Origin of the sequence: Plantibacter sp. VKM Ac-2885 (assembly GCF_015351205.1) — a bacterium.
In the GTDB taxonomy this organism is placed as follows: Bacteria; Actinomycetota; Actinomycetes; order Actinomycetales; family Microbacteriaceae; genus Plantibacter; species Plantibacter auratus.
In genome coordinates, this window is the sequence record NZ_JADKSK010000001.1 from 149763 (window position 1) to 168921 (window position 19159).

Below are 19159 nucleotides of genomic sequence, written 5' to 3' on the forward strand. Positions count from 1 at the left end.
CAGCTGATCGTTTCCGCGCATGACGGAGTCCACGCCTTCCGCGAAGCCTGAGCGCTCGCCGTCGGACCGTCGCAAATGGTTCGGCCTCGTCGTCATCAGCATCGCCGTCGCCCTCATCATCGTCGATTCGACGATCGTCAACGTGGCGATCCCGTCGATCGTCGACGACCTCGGGATCTCCTCGACCCAGGTGCAGTGGGTCCAGGAGTCCTACACGCTCGTCTTCGCCGCGCTGCTCATCGTGTTCGGCACGCTCGCCGACCGGTTCGGCCGTCGTCGGATGCTGCTCGTCGGCGTCGTGGTCTTCGGCGGAGCCTCCGTCTTCGCCGCCCTCGCGGCGACGGGCGACCTCCTGATCCTGTCCCGGGTCATCCAGGGCGTCGGCGGCGCGATGATCCTGCCGACGACCCTCTCGATCATCAACGCGACCTTCCGAGGCCGCGACCGTGCGATCGCCTTCGCGGTGTGGGGCTCCACGATCGGGGGCATGGTGGCGGTCGGTCCGCTCCTCGGCGGCTGGCTCACCACCGACTTCTCCTGGCGCTGGGCGTTCGGGATCAACGTGCCGCTCGGTGTCCTCATCATCGTCGGACTCCTCCTGCTCGTGGGGGAGTCACGGGAACCCGCGACCGACCGCATCGACGCCGTCGGAGCCGTCCTGTCGATCCTGACGAGCGCGTCCCTCGTCTACGGACTCATCGAGGGCCGGAGTCTCGGGTGGTGGCTCACCGACAACCCGCTCGTCATCGGGGACTGGACCTGGCCGTTCAGCCTCTCACCGGTACCTGTGGCCCTCATGGTCACGGTCGTCGCAGGTGTCGCGTTCGTCCTCTGGGGACGCCACCGGATGCGCCAGGGGCGCAGCACGATCATCGCGTTCTCCCTGTTCTCGCTGCCATCGTTCCGGAACGGCAACATCGCCGCCCTCATCGTCTCCCTGGGGGAGTTCGGCATCATCCTCTCCCTGCCGATCTGGCTCCAGTTCGTCCTCGGCTACAGCGCACTGCAGACCGGTCTGATCCTCCTGGCCCTCGCGATCGGTTCCTTCGTCGCGAGCGGGTTCGCCGGCGCGTTCGGCAACCGGGTCGCGCCCGTCCTCATCGTCCGCGTCGGCATCGTCGCGGAGATCATCGGTGTCGCGGGCATCGGACTGGTCGTCGGGCCGGCGACCGAATGGTTCGCGATCGTGCCGTTCCTGTTCGTCTACGGCTTCGGCGTCGGTCTCGCCACCGCACAGCTGACGGGCGTCGTCCTGAAGGATGTACCCGTCGAGCAGAGCGGCCAGGGCTCCGGGACACAGAGCACGGCGAGGCAGATCGGCTCGGCACTCGGTATCGCCGTCCTCGGGACCATCCTCTTCGTGAGCACGGCGTCGGTCCTCGACGGACGACTCGAGGACGCCGGTGTGCCGACCGCGCAGCGCGACGCCCTCGTGACGAGTGTCGTCGACAGCTCGGGTGCCGCCATCGCCGGTCTCGACGCGAACCCGGCGACCGCGACGGTTGCCGAGGAGGCCAGGATCGCCCTGTCTGACGGCACGCGCTACGCAGCGTTCGCGGCTGCAGGATTCCTGGCCGTCGGCTTCCTCGCCACCCTGTCGCTCGGGGCCGGGCGCCGGGAGGACCGAGAGGACGAAGCCGGAGCGCGAGTGGACGGGACGGACTCCTCCGAGACGTCCGACCCGACCTCGCGGACGTAGGGCTCGAGGCCGCCTCACACCTCCGCCGGCGGCGAATCGACGTCTCCCAGGACATCAGCACCCAGGTTCGACTGGGAGGCCCCCGTACAATCGTCACCGGACGGCTCCGCCCGAGCGGACCGTCCCCACCGCCCATGACACGCCACCGCCACCGCCCACGCCTCCTCAGCGCCCTCGCCGCAGCCGCGCTGTCGTTCGCCGTGGTGTCCGCCGGCGGTTGGTCCACGGGTTCCAGCGCGATCGCCTCCCCCGAGCTGAGCGCGAACACGGCATCGACTCCCGACGGCCTCGTGTCCGTCGAGGTGAGTCCGAGCGACGGGGGAGCGGTCGAACCCTCGTCCCTCACCTCGTTCGGCATCACGCTCACGAACGGCACCGACGCCGATCTCCCCGCCGGCTCCGTGTCCGTGGCGGTCACCACGGCGAGGATCACCGGCACGGCGGCGCTCGACGCCTGGCTCGACACGACCGGGGCGGACGCGGCCGCGACCCCCGCCGGCACCACCGTGGTGCGGACGATCGACATCCCCGAACTCATCGCCGGACAGCAGTACGTCGTCAGCGGGCTCGACTTCACTCCTCCGGCGCTGGGCTTCGACGACACCGACGCGTGGGGCTCCTACGGCGTCTCAGCCGGTTACGTCGCGGGTGACACCGCAGCCGGAGGTCGGACGGCGCTGGTCTGGCGGGCGCAAGGACAACCCACGTCAGCCACCGTCGCGCTCGTCGCCCCGCTCACCGTGCCCCTCAGCTACGGCGGACTCCTCGATGCGGACGAACTCGCCGAGCTCACGGCCGACGACGGTGCGCTCACGACGCAGCTCGACGCACTCTTCGGCGAGCAGATCGCGCTCGGGATCGACCCACGCATCATCGCGTCCGTCCGCGCGCTCGGCACGCGCGCACCGGAGAGCGCCGTCGCCTGGCTCGCCCGCCTCGAGGCCGCACCGAACGAGACGTTCGCGCTCCAGTACGGCGACGCCGAACCCGCTGTACAGGCCGAAGCCGGCCTCGACCGACTGCTGGCCCCGAGCTCGTTCTCCTTCGCCCTGAACGTCGCCGACTTCCCCGTCGTGCAGCCGACCGAGACGCCCACCCCGACCGGGTCGCCGACCACCGGGCCCGACGACGTCCAGCCGACGCCGCAGGCGGGGTCCTCGCCGGCCACAGCGGCCGACCCGTCGGCGGCAGCCACTCCGTCGGACGAGCCGACACCCACACCGAGCCCCTCCGAGACCCCCGGCCAGGCGGTACCGACCGTTCCGACCATGGACGAGCTCCTCAGCTGGAGTTACTCGCTCCCGAGCATCGTGTGGGCGGGAGGCGCGGTGACCGATGCGGATCTCGCCGTCTTCGCCGCGTCGGGCGGAACGGTCACGATGCTCGACTCCGCGAACACGACCGACACCGGACAGACCGTGCGCGCCTCGGCGACGGTCGGCACGGCGCAGACGCTGCTGGCCGACCACGGCCTCGCCGAGTCGCTGGGCGACGCCGCCGCCGCCACGACGGACGCCGCGTTCGAGAGCGCCATCGCCGACGTGAACGCGCGGGCGGCCGCCATCGGCACGGAGGGGTCGTCCGGCGGGGCGGTCGTCGCCGTGCTGCCTCGGGGAGTGGACGCGACCCTGCCCGCCCTCGCCGACACCGTGAATGCGCTCCGCTCCCTGCCGGCCACGGCGCAGACCTCCCTGGCGGCGACGCTCGCCGAGCCTCCGGCCGCGGCGACACTCGGGGCGATGGCACCCGACAGCGAACGCGTGTCCGACGTGCAGGTCCTCCTCGACGAGGAACAGGACGTCACCGCCTTCTCCTCGGTGCTCGACGAACCCGAGCTGCTGACCGGACGGGAGCGCGCCACCCTGCTCTCCAGCCTCGCGGCCGGCTGGCTGCGTGCGGAGGGTGACTGGGGATCGGCGGTCACCGCGCAGCAGGAACGGACGGACACGGTCCTCGCGTCGGTGCGCGTCACCGACAGCAGTCGCATCAACATGGTCGGCGGCGAGGTGTCCCTGCCGTTCGCCGTGCGCAACGACCTGCCCTATCCCGTCACCGTGGTCATGGAGGCCTCACCGAGCAACGGTCGGTTGAGCATCTCCGGTTCCGTGACGCAGGAGATCGCCGCGGACTCGCGCGCCACCGTGCTCGTCCCCGTGCAGTCACAGATCGGCAACGGCGACGTCACCCTCCGTCTGCAACTCTTCAGCACCAGCGGGCGGGCGATCGGTGACCAGTCCTTCGTGGGCGTGAACGTCCGCGCCGACTGGGAGGGTATCGGTGCCGTCGTCCTCGCCCTGCTCGTCGCCCTGCTGTTCGTCAGCGGTGTGGTCCGCATGGTCCTCAGTCGACGAGCCAAGCGACGCGGCTCGGGTGCCACGTCCGCCGCCCCCGCAGATGCTCCGGACAGCGGTCAGCCCCCCGGCGGTGAGCCCCCGGTAGAGTCGTCACCCGGACGACAGGAGACGAATGGCTGACGGCATCGGCAGGGCGAGCGCGCTCCTCGCCTCGGGAACCCTCGTCTCCCGACTGCTCGGCTTCGTCAAGGCGATCCTCGTGGCTCAGGCCATCGGCGTCCTGGTCATCGGCGACACCTTCGCGATCGCCAACCAGCTCCCGAACACGATCTACGTCATCATCGGCGGCGGCGTGCTCAGCGCCGTGCTCGTGCCACAGATCGTCCGTGCGGGGATCCATGCCGACGGTGGCAACGCGTACATCAACAAGCTCGTCACCATCACCCTCGTCTTCATCGGCGGGGCCACCGCGCTCATCACCCTGCTCGCACCCGTGTTCGTGTTCATCGTCGCCGCGACGCTGTCGCCTGATCAATTCGCGCTCGCGACGGCGTTCGCCTACTGGTGTCTCCCGCAGATCCTGTTCTACGCGCTCTACACCGTCCTCGGCGAGGTCCTGAACGCACGCAAGATGTTCGGGCCGTTCACCTGGGCACCGGTGCTCAACAACGTCATCGCGATCGCCGGGCTGATCGCCTTCATCACGCTGTACGGCCGCGGCGACCTCGCGGTCAGTGAGTGGACCGACGGTCGAACGGTGCTCCTCGCAGGCTCCGCGACCCTCGGCGTCGTCGTCCAGGCCGCCTTCCTCATGCTGTTCTGGCGTCGGGCCGGACTGCGTTTCCGACCGGACTTCCAGTGGCGAGGCGTCGGCCTCCGCGCCACCGGGCGGATCGCCAGCTGGACCTTCGGCATGCTGCTCCTGACGACCGGTGCGGGGATCGTCGAGACCCAGATCGTCGCCTCCGTGAGCGATAAGGGACCCTCGGTCGCGATCCTCAACTACGCCTGGCTGATCTTCATGCTCCCGCACTCGATCATCACCGTCTCGATCGCGACGGCCTATTTCACGCGGATGAGCGAGCACGCGCAGGGCACACGCGATCGCGGACGGGACATCCAGCGGCTGCAGGCCGACATCTCCGGGGCCATCCGCGTCGTGAGCGTCCTCATCGTGCTCGCAGCGGCCGTCATCATGGTGGTCGCCGTGCCGTTCGGCAGTGTCTTCGCCGAGACGTTCGAACAGGCGCAGGCGATGGGCGGCATCATCATCGCGTTCGTGATCGGACTCGTGCCCTTCTGCATCCTCTTCGTCCTCCAGCGCGCCTTCTACGCCCTCGGAGACACGAAGACGCCCTTCTTCTTCACCCTGTTCCAGACCCTCCTGTTCGTCCTCCTGGCGCTGATCGTGCTCCTGGTCCTCCCACCGCATCTGGTGGGTGCCGGCGTCGCGCTCGCCATCACGATCGCGTGCATCGCACAGACCGTGGTCGCCGCACTGCTGCTCCGGCGCCGGCTGGGGGGTCTCGACGGCCGACGTATCGTCCTGAGCCTGGTCCGGTTCATCGCCGCCGCCGTGCCTGCGGCTGTGGTCGGAGTCGTCGTGCTGCTGCTGCTCGGCGGTGTCAGCGAGGAGGGGTTCCCGACCGCCACGATCCCCGGCGCCATCGTCACCATGGCCGTCGTCGGGGCGGCGATGGCCGCCGTGTACCTCGCGGTGCTCGCCCTCCTGCGCACGCCGGAGCTCAAGGCGGCCTTGGCGCCCGTCCTCGCCCGGTTCGGGCGCTGACACCCACGCGTCGACACCACCTCACGCACACCGGCTGAGAGCTGCCCGAGGCCCCGGGGAGAGCGGAATAGCGGCCGGTTAGGATGTGTTACACCACTCGGAACCCCGGAACCCACCTGGTCCGGGAGCCCACGAACCACTGAGGAGCATCGTGCGTCAGGTCATCATCATCGGATCAGGACCCGCCGGCTACACGGCGGCGATCTACGCTGCCCGCGCCTCGCTGCAGCCGCTGCTCGTCGCGTCATCGGTCGAGGCCGGCGGCGAGCTCATGAACACCACCGAGATCGAGAACTTCCCCGGCTTCCCCGAGGGCATCCAGGGCCCCGAGCTCATGATGAAGCTCCAGGAGCAGGCCGAGCGGTTCGGCACGGAGGTCCTCTACGACGACGTCACCGAGCTCAAGCTCGACGGCGACGTCAAGACGGTCACCCTCGGCAACGGACAGGTGCACGAGGCCCACACCGTGATCTTCGCCACCGGCTCCGCCTACCGCAAGCTCGGTCTGCAAGACGAAGAGCGGCTCTCCGGCCACGGTGTGTCCTGGTGCGCCACCTGCGACGGCTTCTTCTTCAAGGAGAAGACGATCGCGGTCATCGGCGGCGGCGACAGCGCCATGGAGGAGGCCACCTTCCTCACACGGTTCGCGTCGAAGGTGTACGTCATCCACCGCAAGGACACCCTGCGGGCGTCGAAGATCATGCAGGACCGTGCGTTCGCGAACGAGAAGATCGAGTTCATCTGGAACAGCGAAGTCGCCGGCATCACCGGTGCCGACGCGGTCGACGGCGTGACGCTGCGCTCGACCACCGACGGCACGGAGACCCATCTGCCGCTCGGTGGCCTGTTCATCGCGATCGGCAACGACCCGCGCACGCACCTCATCCACGGCCAGCTGGAGCTCGCCCCCGAGGGCACGATCGCCGTCAAGGGCCGCTCGTCGAAGACCAACCTCCCCGGCGTCTTCGCCGCGGGCGACGTCATCGACCCCACGTACCGACAGGCCATCACCGCGGCCGGCAGCGGCACCATCGCCGCCCTCGACGCGGAGCACTACCTCGCAGACCTCGAGCAGGCTGCTGGGGAAGCGTCGGCCATCGGCGAAGCACAGACGGCCGGTCGTCCGCAGCCGGCCGACCCAGTGCTCACCACCACCGTTTGATCGACGGCCAGGCTGTCGGCCTGGCCACCACGAAGGAGAACACTCATGTCAGATGCAGTCACCGAGGCCACGTTCGACGAACTGGTCATCAACAGCGACAAGCCCGTCCTCGTCGACTTCTGGGCCGCCTGGTGCGGTCCGTGTCGCGCGGTCGGCCCGATCCTCGACACGATCGGTTCCGAGAACAGCGACAAGATCACCGTTCTCAAGCTGAACGTCGACGAGAACCCGAACCTGGCCATGAAGTACCAGATCACCTCCATCCCCGCGATGAAGGTCTTCAAGGGCGGCGAGGTCGTGCAGACCGTCATCGGTGCCAAGCCGAAGGCAGCACTCGAGAAGGATCTTGCAGCTTTCCTCGCCTGATCAGGTTTTTCTAGATCACGGAACCGCCCGACTCATCCGAGTCGGGCGGTTCTTCGTTGTCGGGGTGTTTCACGTGAAACATCCCGAATTATCGCTCTGATCAGGTTTTATCAATCACAGAGCACGCGCGCGGCACTTCGACAGGCTCAGTAACCGAGATGGGGCGGCCGTCCGCCAATCCACGGATTCCGCCGCCTTGGTCCCTGAGCTTGTCGAAGGGCATACGGTACCCCGCGGCCGACTGGCCCATGTTTCACGTGAAACAGCGTCAGGAGGACTGACCGAATCCCGACTCGCCAAGCTCGCTCAGGATTCGGTTGAGGTCGGCGATGGTCGCGAACTCCACGACCATCTGTCCCTTCTTCGCGCCGAGCGTCACCTTCACGCGGGTGTTCAGACGGTCGCCGAGGCGGTCTGCGATTTCGTCGAGTTGCCCGCGTCGCGATCCGGCGATCGGACGCGGCTTCTTCGCCTGAACGCCCTGAGCCGCCGCAGCTTCCGCGGCACGCACCGACAAGTCTTCGTTCACGATCTTGTCGGCCAAGCGCTGCTGTGCCTCAGGATCGGTCAGCGACAGGATGGCGCGGGCATGTCCGGCGCTCAGCACACCGGCAGCGACGCGCTGCTGCACGGCCGCCGGCAGCTTGAGCAGGCGGATGGTGTTGCTGATCTGGGGGCGGGAACGACCGATGCGGTTGGCAAGCTCGTCCTGGGTGATTCCGAAGTCGGCCAGGAGCTGCTGGTATGCAGAAGCCTCCTCGAGCGGATTCAGCTCGGATCGGTGCAGGTTCTCGAGCAGCGCATCGCGCAGCATGTCCTCGTCGGCGGTGTCCTTGATGATCGCGGGGATGCGGTCGAGACCCACCTCCTTCGAAGCGCGAAGACGCCGCTCGCCCATGATGAGTTCGTATCGCTCGTCGTCGCCAGGGATCGGCCGGACCACGATCGGCTGCAGTACGCCGACCTCACGGATGCTCGTGACGAGTTCGGCGAGGTGGTCCTCATCGAAGACCGTGCGCGGCTGGTTGGCGTTCGGCACGATCAGTTCGGGGGAGAGGTACGCCAACCGGGCACCGGGGACGGCCACGAGCTGCGGCCCATCTGCCCTGGTAGCAGCGGCGTCCGGTGCAGTGGGGGCGTCACCTGCCGCCGCCTCTGCTGCCGCGGCGTCCGCGGCGGCGGTCGCAGCGTCTTTCGCCGCCTTGCGGGCAGTGCCCTGGTTGTCGGGGAAGAAGACGTCGACGGGACGGTTCGCCTGCGAGTCTGAACTCGTCGTCGGAATGAGTGCACCGATCCCGCGACCGAGTCCAGTTCGTTTCGTTGCCATCAGTGACTGACTCCCTCAGGGTGGTTCGTATCGGGTGTATCGGAGGAGCCTGCGGCCCATCGGTTGGCGATCTCCGCCGCTGCTTCGAGATAGGACACCGCGCCGAGCGAGGTGGGGTCGTAGCTGATGACGCTCTGCCCGAAGCTGGGGGCCTCGGAGATGCGCACCGCGCGTGGGATGACGGACTCGAGGACCTGTCCGGTGAAGTGGTCTCGGACGTCCTGGGCCACCTGCTGCGCGAGGTTGGTGCGCCCGTCGTACATCGTCAGCAGGATCGTGCTGACGGCGAGCCCGGGGTTCAGGTGCCGCTGGATCAGCTGGATGCTACTGAGGAGCTGACTCAAGCCCTCGAGCGCGTAGTACTCGCACTGGATCGGGATGAGGACCTCTTTGGCCGCGACGAAGGCATTGATCGTCAGGAGGCCGAGGGACGGCGGGCAATCGATCAAGACATAGTGGAACGGCTCTTCGGCGTCCTGGATGAACTGTTCGAGCGCCGTGCGGAGTCGGTGCTCACGCGCGACCTGTGACACGAGTTCGATCTCCGCGCCGGCGAGATGAATCGTCGAGGGTGCGCAGAACAGCGTGGGGAACTCGGGACTCTGCTGGACGACATCGGCTAGGGGGAAGTCGTCGATCAGGACGTCGTAGACACTCGGGACGTCCGAGTGATGCTCGACGCCGAGTGCGGTGGACGCATTCCCCTGGGGATCCAGATCGATCACGAGGACACGAGCCCCGGAACGAGCGAGGGCGGCGCCGATGTTGACGGTGGTGGTCGTCTTGCCGACTCCACCCTTCTGGTTGGAGACCGTGAAGACCCGAGTGTGGTCGGGCGTCGGCAGGGTTGCGTGAGCCAAGGCTTTACGCCTCTCAGTCAGATGATGGAGCTCGCGAGCCAACGGCGTGGACGCGTCGAAGGCGCTACCAACGGAGTCGCGCTCGGGAGCCGCGGAATGCGTTGGTTCGGGTTGTTTCACGTGAAACCTTCTTGCTCGAAACGTGTACTTCAACCGTACCAGCGTGGGCTGACGCCAGGGGAGCGATCTCCGACAGCGATCGGGGGAGTGTGGAAGCGTCGCGGCACTCGAGCGCCGTTTCGCGACACCCGCATGTCGTCGATCGCCCCGCATGGCGCCCAGAAGGGACGCCTCGCCCTCTCTCTTCCACAGGGTTATCCACAGGGCTCCGAGATACCCGATGCCGCGGAACCGCGTGCGCCTCGGGCGTGCAGGTCGAAGCTGGTCAGATCAACACGAGACGAGCCCGGCGGACGTATGTTGACAACCATGGGGGAAGTGCCTCTGCAATCAGTCAGAGATCCGCGTCTTTCCGCGGAAGTTCGCACCCGATCGCCCCACGCCGGGTCCAGTACGTCCAGGCTCTTGCCCCGGTGCGTGTTGACCATAGTTCGGTGGTACGTCGGTTGGGGCCCGGTTCTTCACGGAGGATCGCCGGTTCCTCCGGCTACGTGCGAGAACTGTCCACAGAGTTATCCACAGGCGCTATCTCCACGCGCTCGTATGGTGGAGAGCTGTACGACTGGCGCAAGTCCGCGCCAGCGTTTCACGTGAAACCAAGACTCCGTGCACGCCGAGCCGTCCCGCGGCTCACATCGATAGGCGCCTTTCCAGCCTCTGGCCACAGCCCGCTGTCCGCCTCACCGGGGTGATCCGACAGTGGGGGAGCGGTAGCGACGAAGCATCACGCAACCGGTCCGATCCCACACGCTGTCCGTCGTACCCGCCCGCTGTTTCACGTGAAACACTCTCGACAGGACCAACGCAACGGATGGGGTGGTCTCGAGCGCAGGCCAGCCTGCTACCGCGCCCTGTGCTCGTCGAACTCAACTTGTCTCCACCGCCGCGCTACAGCCGCGCAGGAGCAGACCGCCACCCATGTTCCACGTGAAACATCGAACACCGCGGCGGTCCCGGCACGACGGCCTGGGAGCGCACTCACTGAGTGAACTGGGACACACGACTCCAGGCCGATAGGAACCACTCCTGAAAACGAAGAACTCAAGCGAGTGGCATCGTCCCACGTTCCACGTGAAACGTCGCTCAATCTCATCCTTCCGGCGGCAAGCACGCTCCGCCGAGCCTATCTGGGCGCAGAACCATGCATCGTCAGTCGGAAGTACACCAGCTCATTCCAAGCTGACAGGAGTCACGAGCACGACCTCCGCAGCGCCGGCGCACTTCGACACATCGTTACGCCGAGTGGCCGCCGTGCACCGTGCGTCGCAGCCCCGTCGGGGAAAGCGCTCGGAGTAGCAGCAGGGGCTCCGGCGTGACCGCACCGCACGGCGCCAGAGCCTCCAAGACCGGGGCGCCTTCGACGCACGCGATAGCAACAGGCCGACCATCCTCTCCTTCTTCGGCCGGCAGCTCACCCACACCTCAGCCAGCGCCGACCCGCCGGTGCACATGAGCCTGCCGACGGTCGGGCGCCAGTCGGCCCGCAGGCACATAGGGAACTGGCGGAATGCGCATCTCGCAGCAGTTCTCCAACGACAGGTCCGCCACGTGATGCACCCCCGCGAGTCAGTTGAACGTGTGGGACGGGGACGGGGTGACGCATCTTCCCTGCAACCAAGGAACGCCTCGGACCTACCCGGGGTTCGAACGAAGGCCACAGATCACTGACACGCCCGACCGGATCACCAACCTGGGAGGTCCACCGTTGCCACCCGCACTCGTCCGTCATCTCCGAGGGGGCAGCTAGCTGGCCGGCCACCGCGCACAACAGCATCGACGTCTGGGGGCGCCGACCACCGAAGCGCGGAGCATCGCCGCCCGTCGATCGCGGTGCCGGCGCCGCGTCACAAGACTGGGGCTACAGGCCAAGTGAAGAACACATATGAGATACCAGAAGCATTACCGCTGGCAAACGTCAGAAAACACTCGAATCCGGCCCACCCGGCACCCCAGATTCGTGTCAAATTAGACCGGAGAATCGTTCCTGACGAACTCAGGACCTCTGAATTGGCCGCAGGTTCCGGGCCGGTTCGTCAGGAGCCATTCTCCCGAGAGCTCGCAAGCCGCGGAAGATTGTCTGCGGTGCCCCTCGCGGAGGCCCGAGCGTTCCCGACTGACCTCAGCCGCGGACGGTTCCAACGATGACTCGGGTCGGCTCCGCGAGAACGCCCTCGCCAAGCGTTCGAACCTCGACACCGGAGACCCGGTACTTGCGAAGCTCCTTGGTCGATGCATCGACCTCCGCCTGCGCGCCGGCACCCTTCATGAGGACCAGCTCTCCGCCGTCCCGAAGCAGGGGAGCGGTGAGGGGGAGCAACTTGCGGAGCGCACTGACCGCGCGCGCGGTCACCTGGTCGAGGGGCTCATCGAGACGAACCTCCTCAGCGCGCGCTCGCACGACGGTGACGTTATCGAGCCCGAGGACTCCGACCTGATCGTTGAGCCAGGCGACTCGACGTTCCATCGGCTCGATGAGCACGAACTCGACGTCCGGCCGGGCGATCGCGAGGACCAGTCCAGGCAGCCCCGCGCCAGTGCCGACATCCCCGACTCTGCCGGGACGAAGGAGCGGAGCCACAATCACGCTGTTGAGGATGTGGCGCGTCCACAGACGCGGAAGCTCCAGGGGCCCGATCAGCCCGAGTGGCTCACCGAACTCCGCCAGGTTCGCGGCGAATGCACGACCGACATCGATCCGGTCACCGAACAACTCGGACGCTTCCGCCGGTTCCGGTTCGAGTCCTGCAGGCACGTCAGTCATCGCAGTTTCACGTGAAACGATCAGGCCGCGTCAGCCGCGGGTGATGACGGTGTGACGGTCGCGGCCTTCGCCGTGCGACTCGGACACGAAGCCGCGAGCCGACACGATGTCGTGGACGAGCTTGCGCTCGTAGCTCGACATCGGGGGGAGTGCCGCCTCGGTGGAACCAGCCTCGATGCGCTCGACCGCTCGCTCCACGAGGGCGCCGAGCTCCTGCTGACGCGCTTCGCGGGATCCGCCGATGTCGAGGATGAGCCGGGAGAAGCCACCGGTGCGGTTCTGAACAGCCAGGCGGGTCAGCTCCTGCAGCGCGTTGACCGTGTCGGGACGCGAGAGGAGACGCAGGTTGCTCTCCGTGGGGGAGTCGATCGACACGTACGCACGACCATTGCGGGCATCGATGTCGATGTCGCCATCGATGTCGCAGATGTCGAGGAACTCTTCGATGTAGTCCGCTGCGACGTCGCCCTCTTCTTCGAGCTGCGTGATGGTGGGTGCTTCGTCCTGGGCCGGGGCCAGTTCCTGGTCAGTCACCGATACTCCTACTTGTCTCGTCCGTCGGTCTGCTGCTTCTTCGCACGCGCCTTGCCCATGGGCTGCTGGCGCTGCGTCGGGGTCTTCTTCTCGGGTACCGGCGCCTCGGAGATCGAGATGACGTCGCCGTTCGGCGTCATGAGCTTGCCCTTCCGCGCGAGACGCTCCTCACGAGCCTTCGCAGCGTCGGAACCAGGCGTCGGCATGTTCCGGATGACGAGGAACTGCTGCACCATCGTCCACGCGTTAGACGTCAGCCAGTAGAACATGACGCCGAGCGGGAAGGCGAAGCCGGAGAAGAGGAACACGAACGGCAGGATGTAGAGGAGGATCCGCTGCTGCTTGAACTGCGGGCTGGCCTTCGTCTCGGCCGACATGTTCTTCGACACGATCTGCAGCTGCGTGATGAACTGCGACGCGCACATGAGGATGACCATGACGGCGGCGATGATGACGACCGCCCAGTTGACCGGGTTGCCGGCGAGTGCCGCCTGCATGCTCGTGTGCAGCGGAGCGATCCCGAACAGGTTCGCGTCGCCGAACTGCACGGCGAGGGTCTCGTTCAGGGGACCGACGCCGGCCTTGCTCTTCTGGGCGTCGTTGAGCACGGAGAACAGGGCGAAGAAGATCGGCATCTGGACGAGCAGCGGCAGACAACCGCTGACGGGGGAGGTGCCGTGCTTCTTGTACAGCTCCATCGTCTCGCGGGACATCGCCTCACGGCTGGCCTGGTCGCGCTTGCCCTTGTACTTCTCCTGCACCTTCTTCATCTGCGGCGCGATCTCGAGCATCTTGCGCTGGCTCTTGATCTGCTTGATGAACAGCGGGATGAGTGCCGCACGGACGACCAGGACGAGCCCGACGATCGAGAGCACCCAGGTGAGACCGGCCGCGGGGTCGAGTCCGATGGCCGTCCACAGCAGGTGCCAGCCCACGAGGAGCAGCTCGACCGCCCATTTGAGCGGCCAGAGAATTGTGCCGATGATGTCCATAGGTGCGGGTCAGCCCTTTCCGTGGCTCGGTTGCACGACAAATCCGTGAGAAGTGACGCTGTACCGGAAGTTCTTCTTGGGCGGTACCTCGTCGAAACGAGGTGCTGCCCAGGGGTGGCATCTCGCGATGCGCACCGCTGCCATCGCCGAACCGACGACGACACCGTGTTGCTGCACCGCTCCCAGAGCGTACGCGGAACAGCTGGGGTAATACCGGCAGACGTCGCCGTACAGCGGGGAGATCGCGGCGCGATACCCGCGAAGCGCCAGCACCGCAGCATTGCGGGGCGCGAGACAGGTGGCAGCGATGACGCCGTTCATCGGTGCGCGTCCGCAGCCTCGGCGATGACGCCGCGTTTGGCGAAGGCTCGATCGACCTCGGCATGGAGCGAGGCGAACGGAGCCGTCGCTGCAGACGGCAGCGCACGGATGACCACGTCAGCGCCGCGGGCAGCGTGAACGACGCTGTCGTGACAGATGGCCTTCAAGCGACGTCTGACGAGATTGCGGGTCACTGCGTTTCCGACCGTTTTCGCAACGATGAACCCGAAGCGCGGCTGTCCGCCCTTCGGGTTCATGCGTACGTACGTGACCGTGTGCTCGCCGACGAACCGGGACCCGCGACGAACTACCCCTCGGTAGTCGTCGCCGGACGTGATCCGGCTCGCACGCTCGAGCACGACGGCTCTACGCGGAGAGTTCGGTGCGGCCCTTGGCGCGACGAGCCGACAGGATGCCGCGGCCGGCACGCGTGCGCATGCGCAGACGGAAGCCGTGCTTCTTGGCGCGACGACGGTTGTTCGGCTGGAAGGTTCTCTTGCTCATAATTACGATCTCCGGATCATGACCCACCACTGCACAGGTGGCAGCAGGGTACGGAAGGGTGCCCGTGGGCAGAAGTCAACTGATTAAACCTACGGTCTACTCGCGCGAAGGTCAAACCAGCGGCGCCCAAACGAATGATTATCCACAGGATTCTCAGAAATTGTAGCAGTGACACGCAGGGCGGCCGTACAGTGATTTGGGACTGGGGCGACGTGTTGTTAGCGTAAGCCCTCGGGTTATGCACAGCGTGTGGATAGCACCGCGCTCAGCCCCGAATACTCAGGGGAGAGCCTGTGGATGAACCTGTGAGTATGTGTGGGGAGAACTATGTCGGACGCCGACGATGCGATCGCTGAGACCTGGCAATCGGTGCTCGAGATCCTCTCCGTCGACGACCGCATCACCCCGCCGCTCCGCGGGTTCCTCAACCTCATCGTCCCCAAGGGCATCATGGGCGGCACCTTCTACCTGGAGGTGCCCAACGAGTTCACGATGGGCATGCTCAACCAGCGCATGCGGGCACCGATCCTCGCCGCACTCGCGTCCATCGTCGACGGCGGTCCCGTCGGCAACTACGCGATCGTCGTCAACCCCGACATCGTCGAGGAACGGTACGAGCAGACCGGCTTCCAGCACATCGACCCGGCGCCGCTCGAGTCACCGCAGCCGCAGCTGACCCCGACGCCCACGCTGCCGGCGCGCGAGAACGACACCCGACTCAACCCGAAGTACAGCTTCGACAACTTCGTCATCGGCCAGTCCAACCGGTTCGCGCACGCGGCCGCGGTGGCCGTGGCTGAAGCGCCGGCCAAGGCCTACAACCCGCTGTTCGTGTACGGCGACTCCGGGCTCGGCAAGACCCACCTCCTCCACGCCATCGGCCACTACGCGATGAACCTCTACGCGGGGATCCGCGTCCGGTACGTGTCCAGCGAGGAGTTCACGAACGACTTCATCAACTCGATCGCCAACAACCGCGGCTCGTTCTTCCAGTCGCGGTACCGCGACATCGACATCCTGCTGATCGACGACATCCAGTTCCTCCAGGGCAAGGCGGAGACGCAGGAGGCGTTCTTCCACACCTTCAACACCCTCCACGATCACAACAAGCAGGTGGTCATCACCAGCGACCTGCCGCCGAAGGCACTCACCGGCTTCGAAGAGCGGATGCGTTCACGCTTCGAGTGGGGACTCATCACCGACGTCCAGGCTCCCGACCTCGAGACCCGCATCGCGATCCTGCGCAAGAAGGCGCAGAACGAGAAGCTGCACATCCCGGACGAGGTCCTCGAGTTCATCGCCACCAAGGTGTCGAGCAACATCCGTGAGCTGGAGGGCACGCTCATCCGGGTCGTCGCGTTCGCGAGCCTGAACCGGACCGCTGTCGACATGACGCTGGCCCAGACGGTGCTGAAGGACGTCATCAGCCTCGACGACGACAACGTCATCTCGCCGATCGACATCATCAACACCACGGCCGACTACTTCAAGCTCTCGGTCGACGACCTGTACGGCTCGAGTCGGTCGCAGGCCGTGGCGACGGCGCGGCAGATCGCGATGTACCTCTGTCGCGAGCTCACGAACCTCTCGCTCCCGAAGATCGGTCAGCTGTTCGGCAACCGGGACCACACGACGGTCATGTACGCCAACCGGAAGATCACCGACCTCATGCAGGAGAAGCGCTCGATCTACAACCAGGTGACCGAGCTCACGAGCCGCATCAAGCAGAACCTCCGCTACGGCGCCTGACCCCTGTTCGGTCACTGAGCCTCACTCGGTCCCTGAGCTTGTCGAAGGGCCCTCGACAGGCTCGGGGACCGGGGAACCGCTACGGCGCCTGAGGCGTCCTGATGAACGTTTCCGGCCCCTCGACGCACTCGGTGCGCTCAAGGGGCCGATTTCGTTCATCAGGCGACGACGAGCGCTCATTCGACGACATGATCCGCGTCCGATCTGTCCACATTCCGGCCTCGCAGCCCTGTGGATAACCTGTGGAGGGATGTGGAAGCTCCGGGCACGCTTGTGAGTGAACACCGTTCACCCGCCTCCGCGTCCCACACCCTCGCGTCGTTCTCTCCACAGGCCGCCACCAAGTTACACACATGTAGTTCCCTGTGTTCGAGCGGGTTCGGCGGACTTATCCACAGTTTCCACACCGGTTAAGACTGTTAACCGTTAATTCAATGATCTCTCCGCCAAACAACCTTTCCCCAGGCTTGCTTCTCCACAGCACCTCGTCCCACTCGACCCCGGAAGCAGACCCACTAGCATTGGTGACGTCATCGAGAGCCAGAGACAGGGGACTTGTCGTGCGATTCAGCGTCAACCGGGATGTATTCAGCGAAGCCGTCTCGTTCGCAGTGAAGCTGCTCCCGCAGCGCCCGACGCTGCCGATCCTCAACGGCATCCTCATCGAAGCCGGTGACGATGGTCTCATCCTGTCCTCCTTCGACTACGAGGTCTCCAGCCAGACCGGCATCGCGGCCGAGGTCGAGGAGGCCGGCACGGCACTCGTCAACGGTCGGCTGCTCTCGGAGATCGCCAGCCGCCTTCCGAACGCGCCCGTCCGGTTCAGCAAGGTCGAGAACCGCATCGAGGTCACCTGTGGTTCTGCCCGGTTCACGCTCGGATCGATGCCCGTCGAGGAGTACCCGACGATCCCTCAGGTCGACGCCGACTTCGGCCTCGTGCCTGCCGATGAGTTCGCCACCGCAGTGAGCCAGGTCGCCGTCGCCGCAAGCCGCGACGACGTGACCCCGGTCATCACCGGCGTGCAGCTCGAGGTCTCCAAGACGAGCCTCAGCCTCGTCGCGACCGACCGCTACCGCGTCGCGGTCCGCGAGATCGACTGGGACTCGGGCCAGGGCGACGGTTCCAGCGAGACGATCACCGCCCTCGTGCCGGCCCGCACGCTCCAGGAGGTCGGCAAGACCTTCGGCCACAGCGGCAACATCAACGTCGCGATCACGAATCGTGACGACCGCGAGCTCATCGCGTTCCGGGCTGACCGCAAGACGGTCACCTCGCTGCTGATCAAGGGCAATTTCCCGCCGGTCAAGCGGCTCTTCCCCGAGACGACCGACAACTACGCGATCATCAACACCGCGGAACTCATCGAGGCGACCAGGCGTATGTCGCTCGTCCTCGAGCGCGAAGCGGCCCTCCGCTTCACCTTCACCATCGACGGCCTCACGCTCGAAGCCGTCGGATCCGAGCAGGCGCAGGCATCCGAGGGCATCGACGCCCTCCTCACCGGCGACGACATCGTGCTCTCCCTCAAGCCGCAGTTCCTGATCGACGGTCTGACCGCGGTCCGGAGCGAGTACGTGCGGTTCTCGTTCACGAAGACGGAGAACACGAACAAGCCGGGACCCATGCTCATCACGAGCCAATCCTCCAAGGATCAGCCGGGTGCCGACAGCTACAAGTACCTGCTGCAGCCGAACCTGCTGCTGCGCTGACACGCAAAGGATCCACCATGCACATCGGTCTCGTCGGTCTCGGCAAGATGGGCAACAACATGCGCACGCGTCTGCGTGCGAACGGCATCGAGGTCACCGGTTTCGACCGGAACCCCGATGTCACCGACGTCGCGACGATCAGCGACCTCGTCGCTGCGCTCCCGGCACCTCGCACGGTCTGGGTCATGGTCCCCGCCGGGGCCATCACCGACTCCGTGGTCGAGGAGCTGAACGGCCTGCTCGAGGCCGGCGACCTGATCATCGACGGCGGCAACAGCCGCTTCACGGACGACTTCAAGCACGCTGAGCTGCTGTCGGCGAAGGGCATCGACTACATCGATGCCGGCGTCTCCGGCGGTGTCTGGGGTGTCGACAACGGCTACGGCCTCATGGTCGGCGGTTCCAAGGAGCAGGTGGAGCGGGTCATGCCCGTCTTCGACGCCTTGCGTCCTGAAGGCCCGCGCGATGAGGGCTTCGTCCACGTCGGAGAGGTCGGCGCCGGCCACTACGCGAAGATGGTGCACAACGGCATCGAGTACGCGCTCATGCAGGCGTACGCCGAGGGCTTCGAGCTCCTCGACAAGCGCGAGGACATCATCAAGGACGTGCCCGGCACCTTCAAGGCCTGGCAGCGCGGCACCGTCGTGCGGTCCTGGCTGCTCGAGCTCCTCGTCCGCGCCCTCGAGGAGGACCCGGACTTCGAGCAGATCGAGGGCTACGTCGAGGACTCGGGCGAGGGCCGCTGGACGATCGAGGAGGCCATCGCGAACGCGGTGCCCGTCCCGACCATCTCGGCATCGATCTTCGCCCGCTTCGTGTCGCGCCAGGAGGACTCGCCGGCCATGAAGGCGGTCGCCGCACTCCGCAACCAGTTCGGCGGTCACGCGGTCAAGAAGGCCGACGACTGACGACACGACGTCTCCTGACGAACGAAATCGACCCTCCCGGAGCCTTCCGCTTCGCTGGAGG

At 66.4% G+C, this 19159-nt stretch carries 16 protein-coding genes; 8 read left to right on the forward strand and 8 right to left on the reverse strand.

Annotation, left to right across the window (positions count from 1 at the left end):
• Positions 1–19: 19 nt before the first annotated feature.
• The 5 genes from ITJ66_RS00750 to trxA all read left to right on the forward strand — a co-directional run bounded on the left by ITJ66_RS00750 (position 20) and on the right by trxA (position 7310).
• On the forward strand, positions 20–1699 hold the full coding sequence (locus ITJ66_RS00750) for a DHA2 family efflux MFS transporter permease subunit (RefSeq protein WP_194642854.1): 1680 nt from the start codon (positions 20–22) through the stop codon (positions 1697–1699).
• A 134-nt stretch (positions 1700–1833) separates the two neighbouring features.
• Positions 1834–4173, forward strand: a complete 2340-nt coding sequence (locus tag ITJ66_RS00755) for a DUF6049 family protein (RefSeq protein ID WP_194642856.1) — start codon at positions 1834–1836, stop codon at positions 4171–4173.
• A complete protein-coding gene (murJ, locus tag ITJ66_RS00760) occupies positions 4166–5782 on the forward strand; it encodes a murein biosynthesis integral membrane protein MurJ (RefSeq protein WP_194642858.1) in 1617 nt (538 codons plus the stop codon). The genes ITJ66_RS00755 and murJ overlap by 8 nt, the downstream gene beginning before the upstream one ends.
• A gap of 151 nt (positions 5783–5933) precedes the next feature.
• Positions 5934–6944, forward strand: a complete 1011-nt coding sequence (gene trxB, locus ITJ66_RS00765; RefSeq protein ID WP_137242937.1) for a thioredoxin-disulfide reductase — start codon at positions 5934–5936, stop codon at positions 6942–6944.
• A gap of 45 nt (positions 6945–6989) precedes the next feature.
• Positions 6990–7310, forward strand: coding sequence for a thioredoxin (gene trxA / locus ITJ66_RS00770; RefSeq protein ID WP_064294045.1), 321 nt, complete (start codon positions 6990–6992; stop codon positions 7308–7310).
• Between the two features lie 268 nt (positions 7311–7578).
• Here trxA and ITJ66_RS00775 read toward each other — a convergent pair whose 3' ends face one another.
• The 8 genes from ITJ66_RS00775 to rpmH form a co-directional block, all read right to left on the reverse strand.
• The gene (locus tag ITJ66_RS00775; RefSeq protein WP_194642860.1) at positions 7579–8637 is read right to left on the reverse strand and encodes a ParB/RepB/Spo0J family partition protein; all 1059 of its coding nucleotides are present in this window, start codon (positions 8635–8637) and stop codon (positions 7579–7581) included.
• A complete protein-coding gene (locus ITJ66_RS00780; protein ID WP_274500041.1) occupies positions 8637–9539 on the reverse strand; it encodes a ParA family protein in 903 nt (300 codons plus the stop codon). Before ITJ66_RS00780 ends, ITJ66_RS00775 begins: the two co-directional genes overlap by 1 nt.
• A gap of 2197 nt (positions 9540–11736) precedes the next feature.
• A complete protein-coding gene (gene rsmG / locus ITJ66_RS00785) occupies positions 11737–12378 on the reverse strand; it encodes a 16S rRNA (guanine(527)-N(7))-methyltransferase RsmG (protein WP_194642864.1) in 642 nt (213 codons plus the stop codon).
• A 30-nt stretch (positions 12379–12408) separates the two neighbouring features.
• Positions 12409–12912 (reverse strand): R3H domain-containing nucleic acid-binding protein, encoded by a 504-nt coding sequence (locus ITJ66_RS00790; RefSeq protein WP_064294041.1) that lies wholly within the window; start codon positions 12910–12912, stop codon positions 12409–12411.
• An 8-nt stretch (positions 12913–12920) separates the two neighbouring features.
• Positions 12921–13904 carry a membrane protein insertase YidC gene (gene yidC / locus ITJ66_RS00795; protein ID WP_064294040.1) on the reverse strand — a complete coding sequence of 328 codons (984 nt, stop codon included), beginning with the start codon at positions 13902–13904 and terminating at the stop codon, positions 12921–12923.
• 9 nt (positions 13905–13913) lie between these two features.
• Positions 13914–14225: a membrane protein insertion efficiency factor YidD gene (gene yidD, locus ITJ66_RS00800; RefSeq protein ID WP_194642866.1), complete on the reverse strand. Its 312-nt coding sequence runs from the start codon at positions 14223–14225 to the stop codon at positions 13914–13916.
• The gene (gene rnpA / locus ITJ66_RS00805; protein WP_354002394.1) at positions 14222–14653 is read right to left on the reverse strand and encodes a ribonuclease P protein component; all 432 of its coding nucleotides are present in this window, start codon (positions 14651–14653) and stop codon (positions 14222–14224) included. The genes yidD and rnpA overlap by 4 nt, the downstream gene beginning before the upstream one ends.
• Positions 14592–14729 carry a 50S ribosomal protein L34 gene (gene rpmH / locus ITJ66_RS00810; protein ID WP_056010217.1) on the reverse strand — a complete coding sequence of 46 codons (138 nt, stop codon included), beginning with the start codon at positions 14727–14729 and terminating at the stop codon, positions 14592–14594. Before rpmH ends, rnpA begins: the two co-directional genes overlap by 62 nt.
• A gap of 327 nt (positions 14730–15056) precedes the next feature.
• Here rpmH and dnaA point away from each other — a divergent pair, with 327 nt between their 5' ends.
• From dnaA to gnd, 3 genes are all read left to right on the forward strand, one after another.
• A complete protein-coding gene (dnaA, locus tag ITJ66_RS00815; RefSeq protein ID WP_064294038.1) occupies positions 15057–16478 on the forward strand; it encodes a chromosomal replication initiator protein DnaA in 1422 nt (473 codons plus the stop codon).
• A 560-nt stretch (positions 16479–17038) separates the two neighbouring features.
• A complete protein-coding gene (gene dnaN / locus ITJ66_RS00820; protein ID WP_064294037.1) occupies positions 17039–18190 on the forward strand; it encodes a DNA polymerase III subunit beta in 1152 nt (383 codons plus the stop codon).
• A 17-nt stretch (positions 18191–18207) separates the two neighbouring features.
• Positions 18208–19098: a phosphogluconate dehydrogenase (NAD(+)-dependent, decarboxylating) gene (gene gnd / locus ITJ66_RS00825; RefSeq protein WP_064294036.1), complete on the forward strand. Its 891-nt coding sequence runs from the start codon at positions 18208–18210 to the stop codon at positions 19096–19098.
• Positions 19099–19159: the final 61 nt, after the last annotated feature.

Coding starts and splice junctions, on each gene's coding strand:
- yidD (WP_194642866.1), bottom strand. CDS start 14,225: ATGAACGGCGTCATCGCTGCCACCTGTCTCGCGCCCCGCAATGCTGCG.
- rsmG (WP_194642864.1), bottom strand. CDS start 12,378: ATGACTGACGTGCCTGCAGGACTCGAACCGGAACCGGCGGAAGCGTCC.
- ITJ66_RS00755 (WP_194642856.1), top strand. CDS start 1,834: ATGACACGCCACCGCCACCGCCCACGCCTCCTCAGCGCCCTCGCCGCA.
- gnd (WP_064294036.1), top strand. CDS start 18,208: ATGCACATCGGTCTCGTCGGTCTCGGCAAGATGGGCAACAACATGCGC.
- murJ (WP_194642858.1), top strand. CDS start 4,166: ATGGCTGACGGCATCGGCAGGGCGAGCGCGCTCCTCGCCTCGGGAACC.
- dnaA (WP_064294038.1), top strand. CDS start 15,057: ATGTCGGACGCCGACGATGCGATCGCTGAGACCTGGCAATCGGTGCTC.
- ITJ66_RS00750 (WP_194642854.1), top strand. CDS start 20: ATGACGGAGTCCACGCCTTCCGCGAAGCCTGAGCGCTCGCCGTCGGAC.
- trxA (WP_064294045.1), top strand. CDS start 6,990: ATGTCAGATGCAGTCACCGAGGCCACGTTCGACGAACTGGTCATCAAC.
- rpmH (WP_056010217.1), bottom strand. CDS start 14,729: ATGAGCAAGAGAACCTTCCAGCCGAACAACCGTCGTCGCGCCAAGAAG.
- ITJ66_RS00775 (WP_194642860.1), bottom strand. CDS start 8,637: ATGGCAACGAAACGAACTGGACTCGGTCGCGGGATCGGTGCACTCATT.
- yidC (WP_064294040.1), bottom strand. CDS start 13,904: ATGGACATCATCGGCACAATTCTCTGGCCGCTCAAATGGGCGGTCGAG.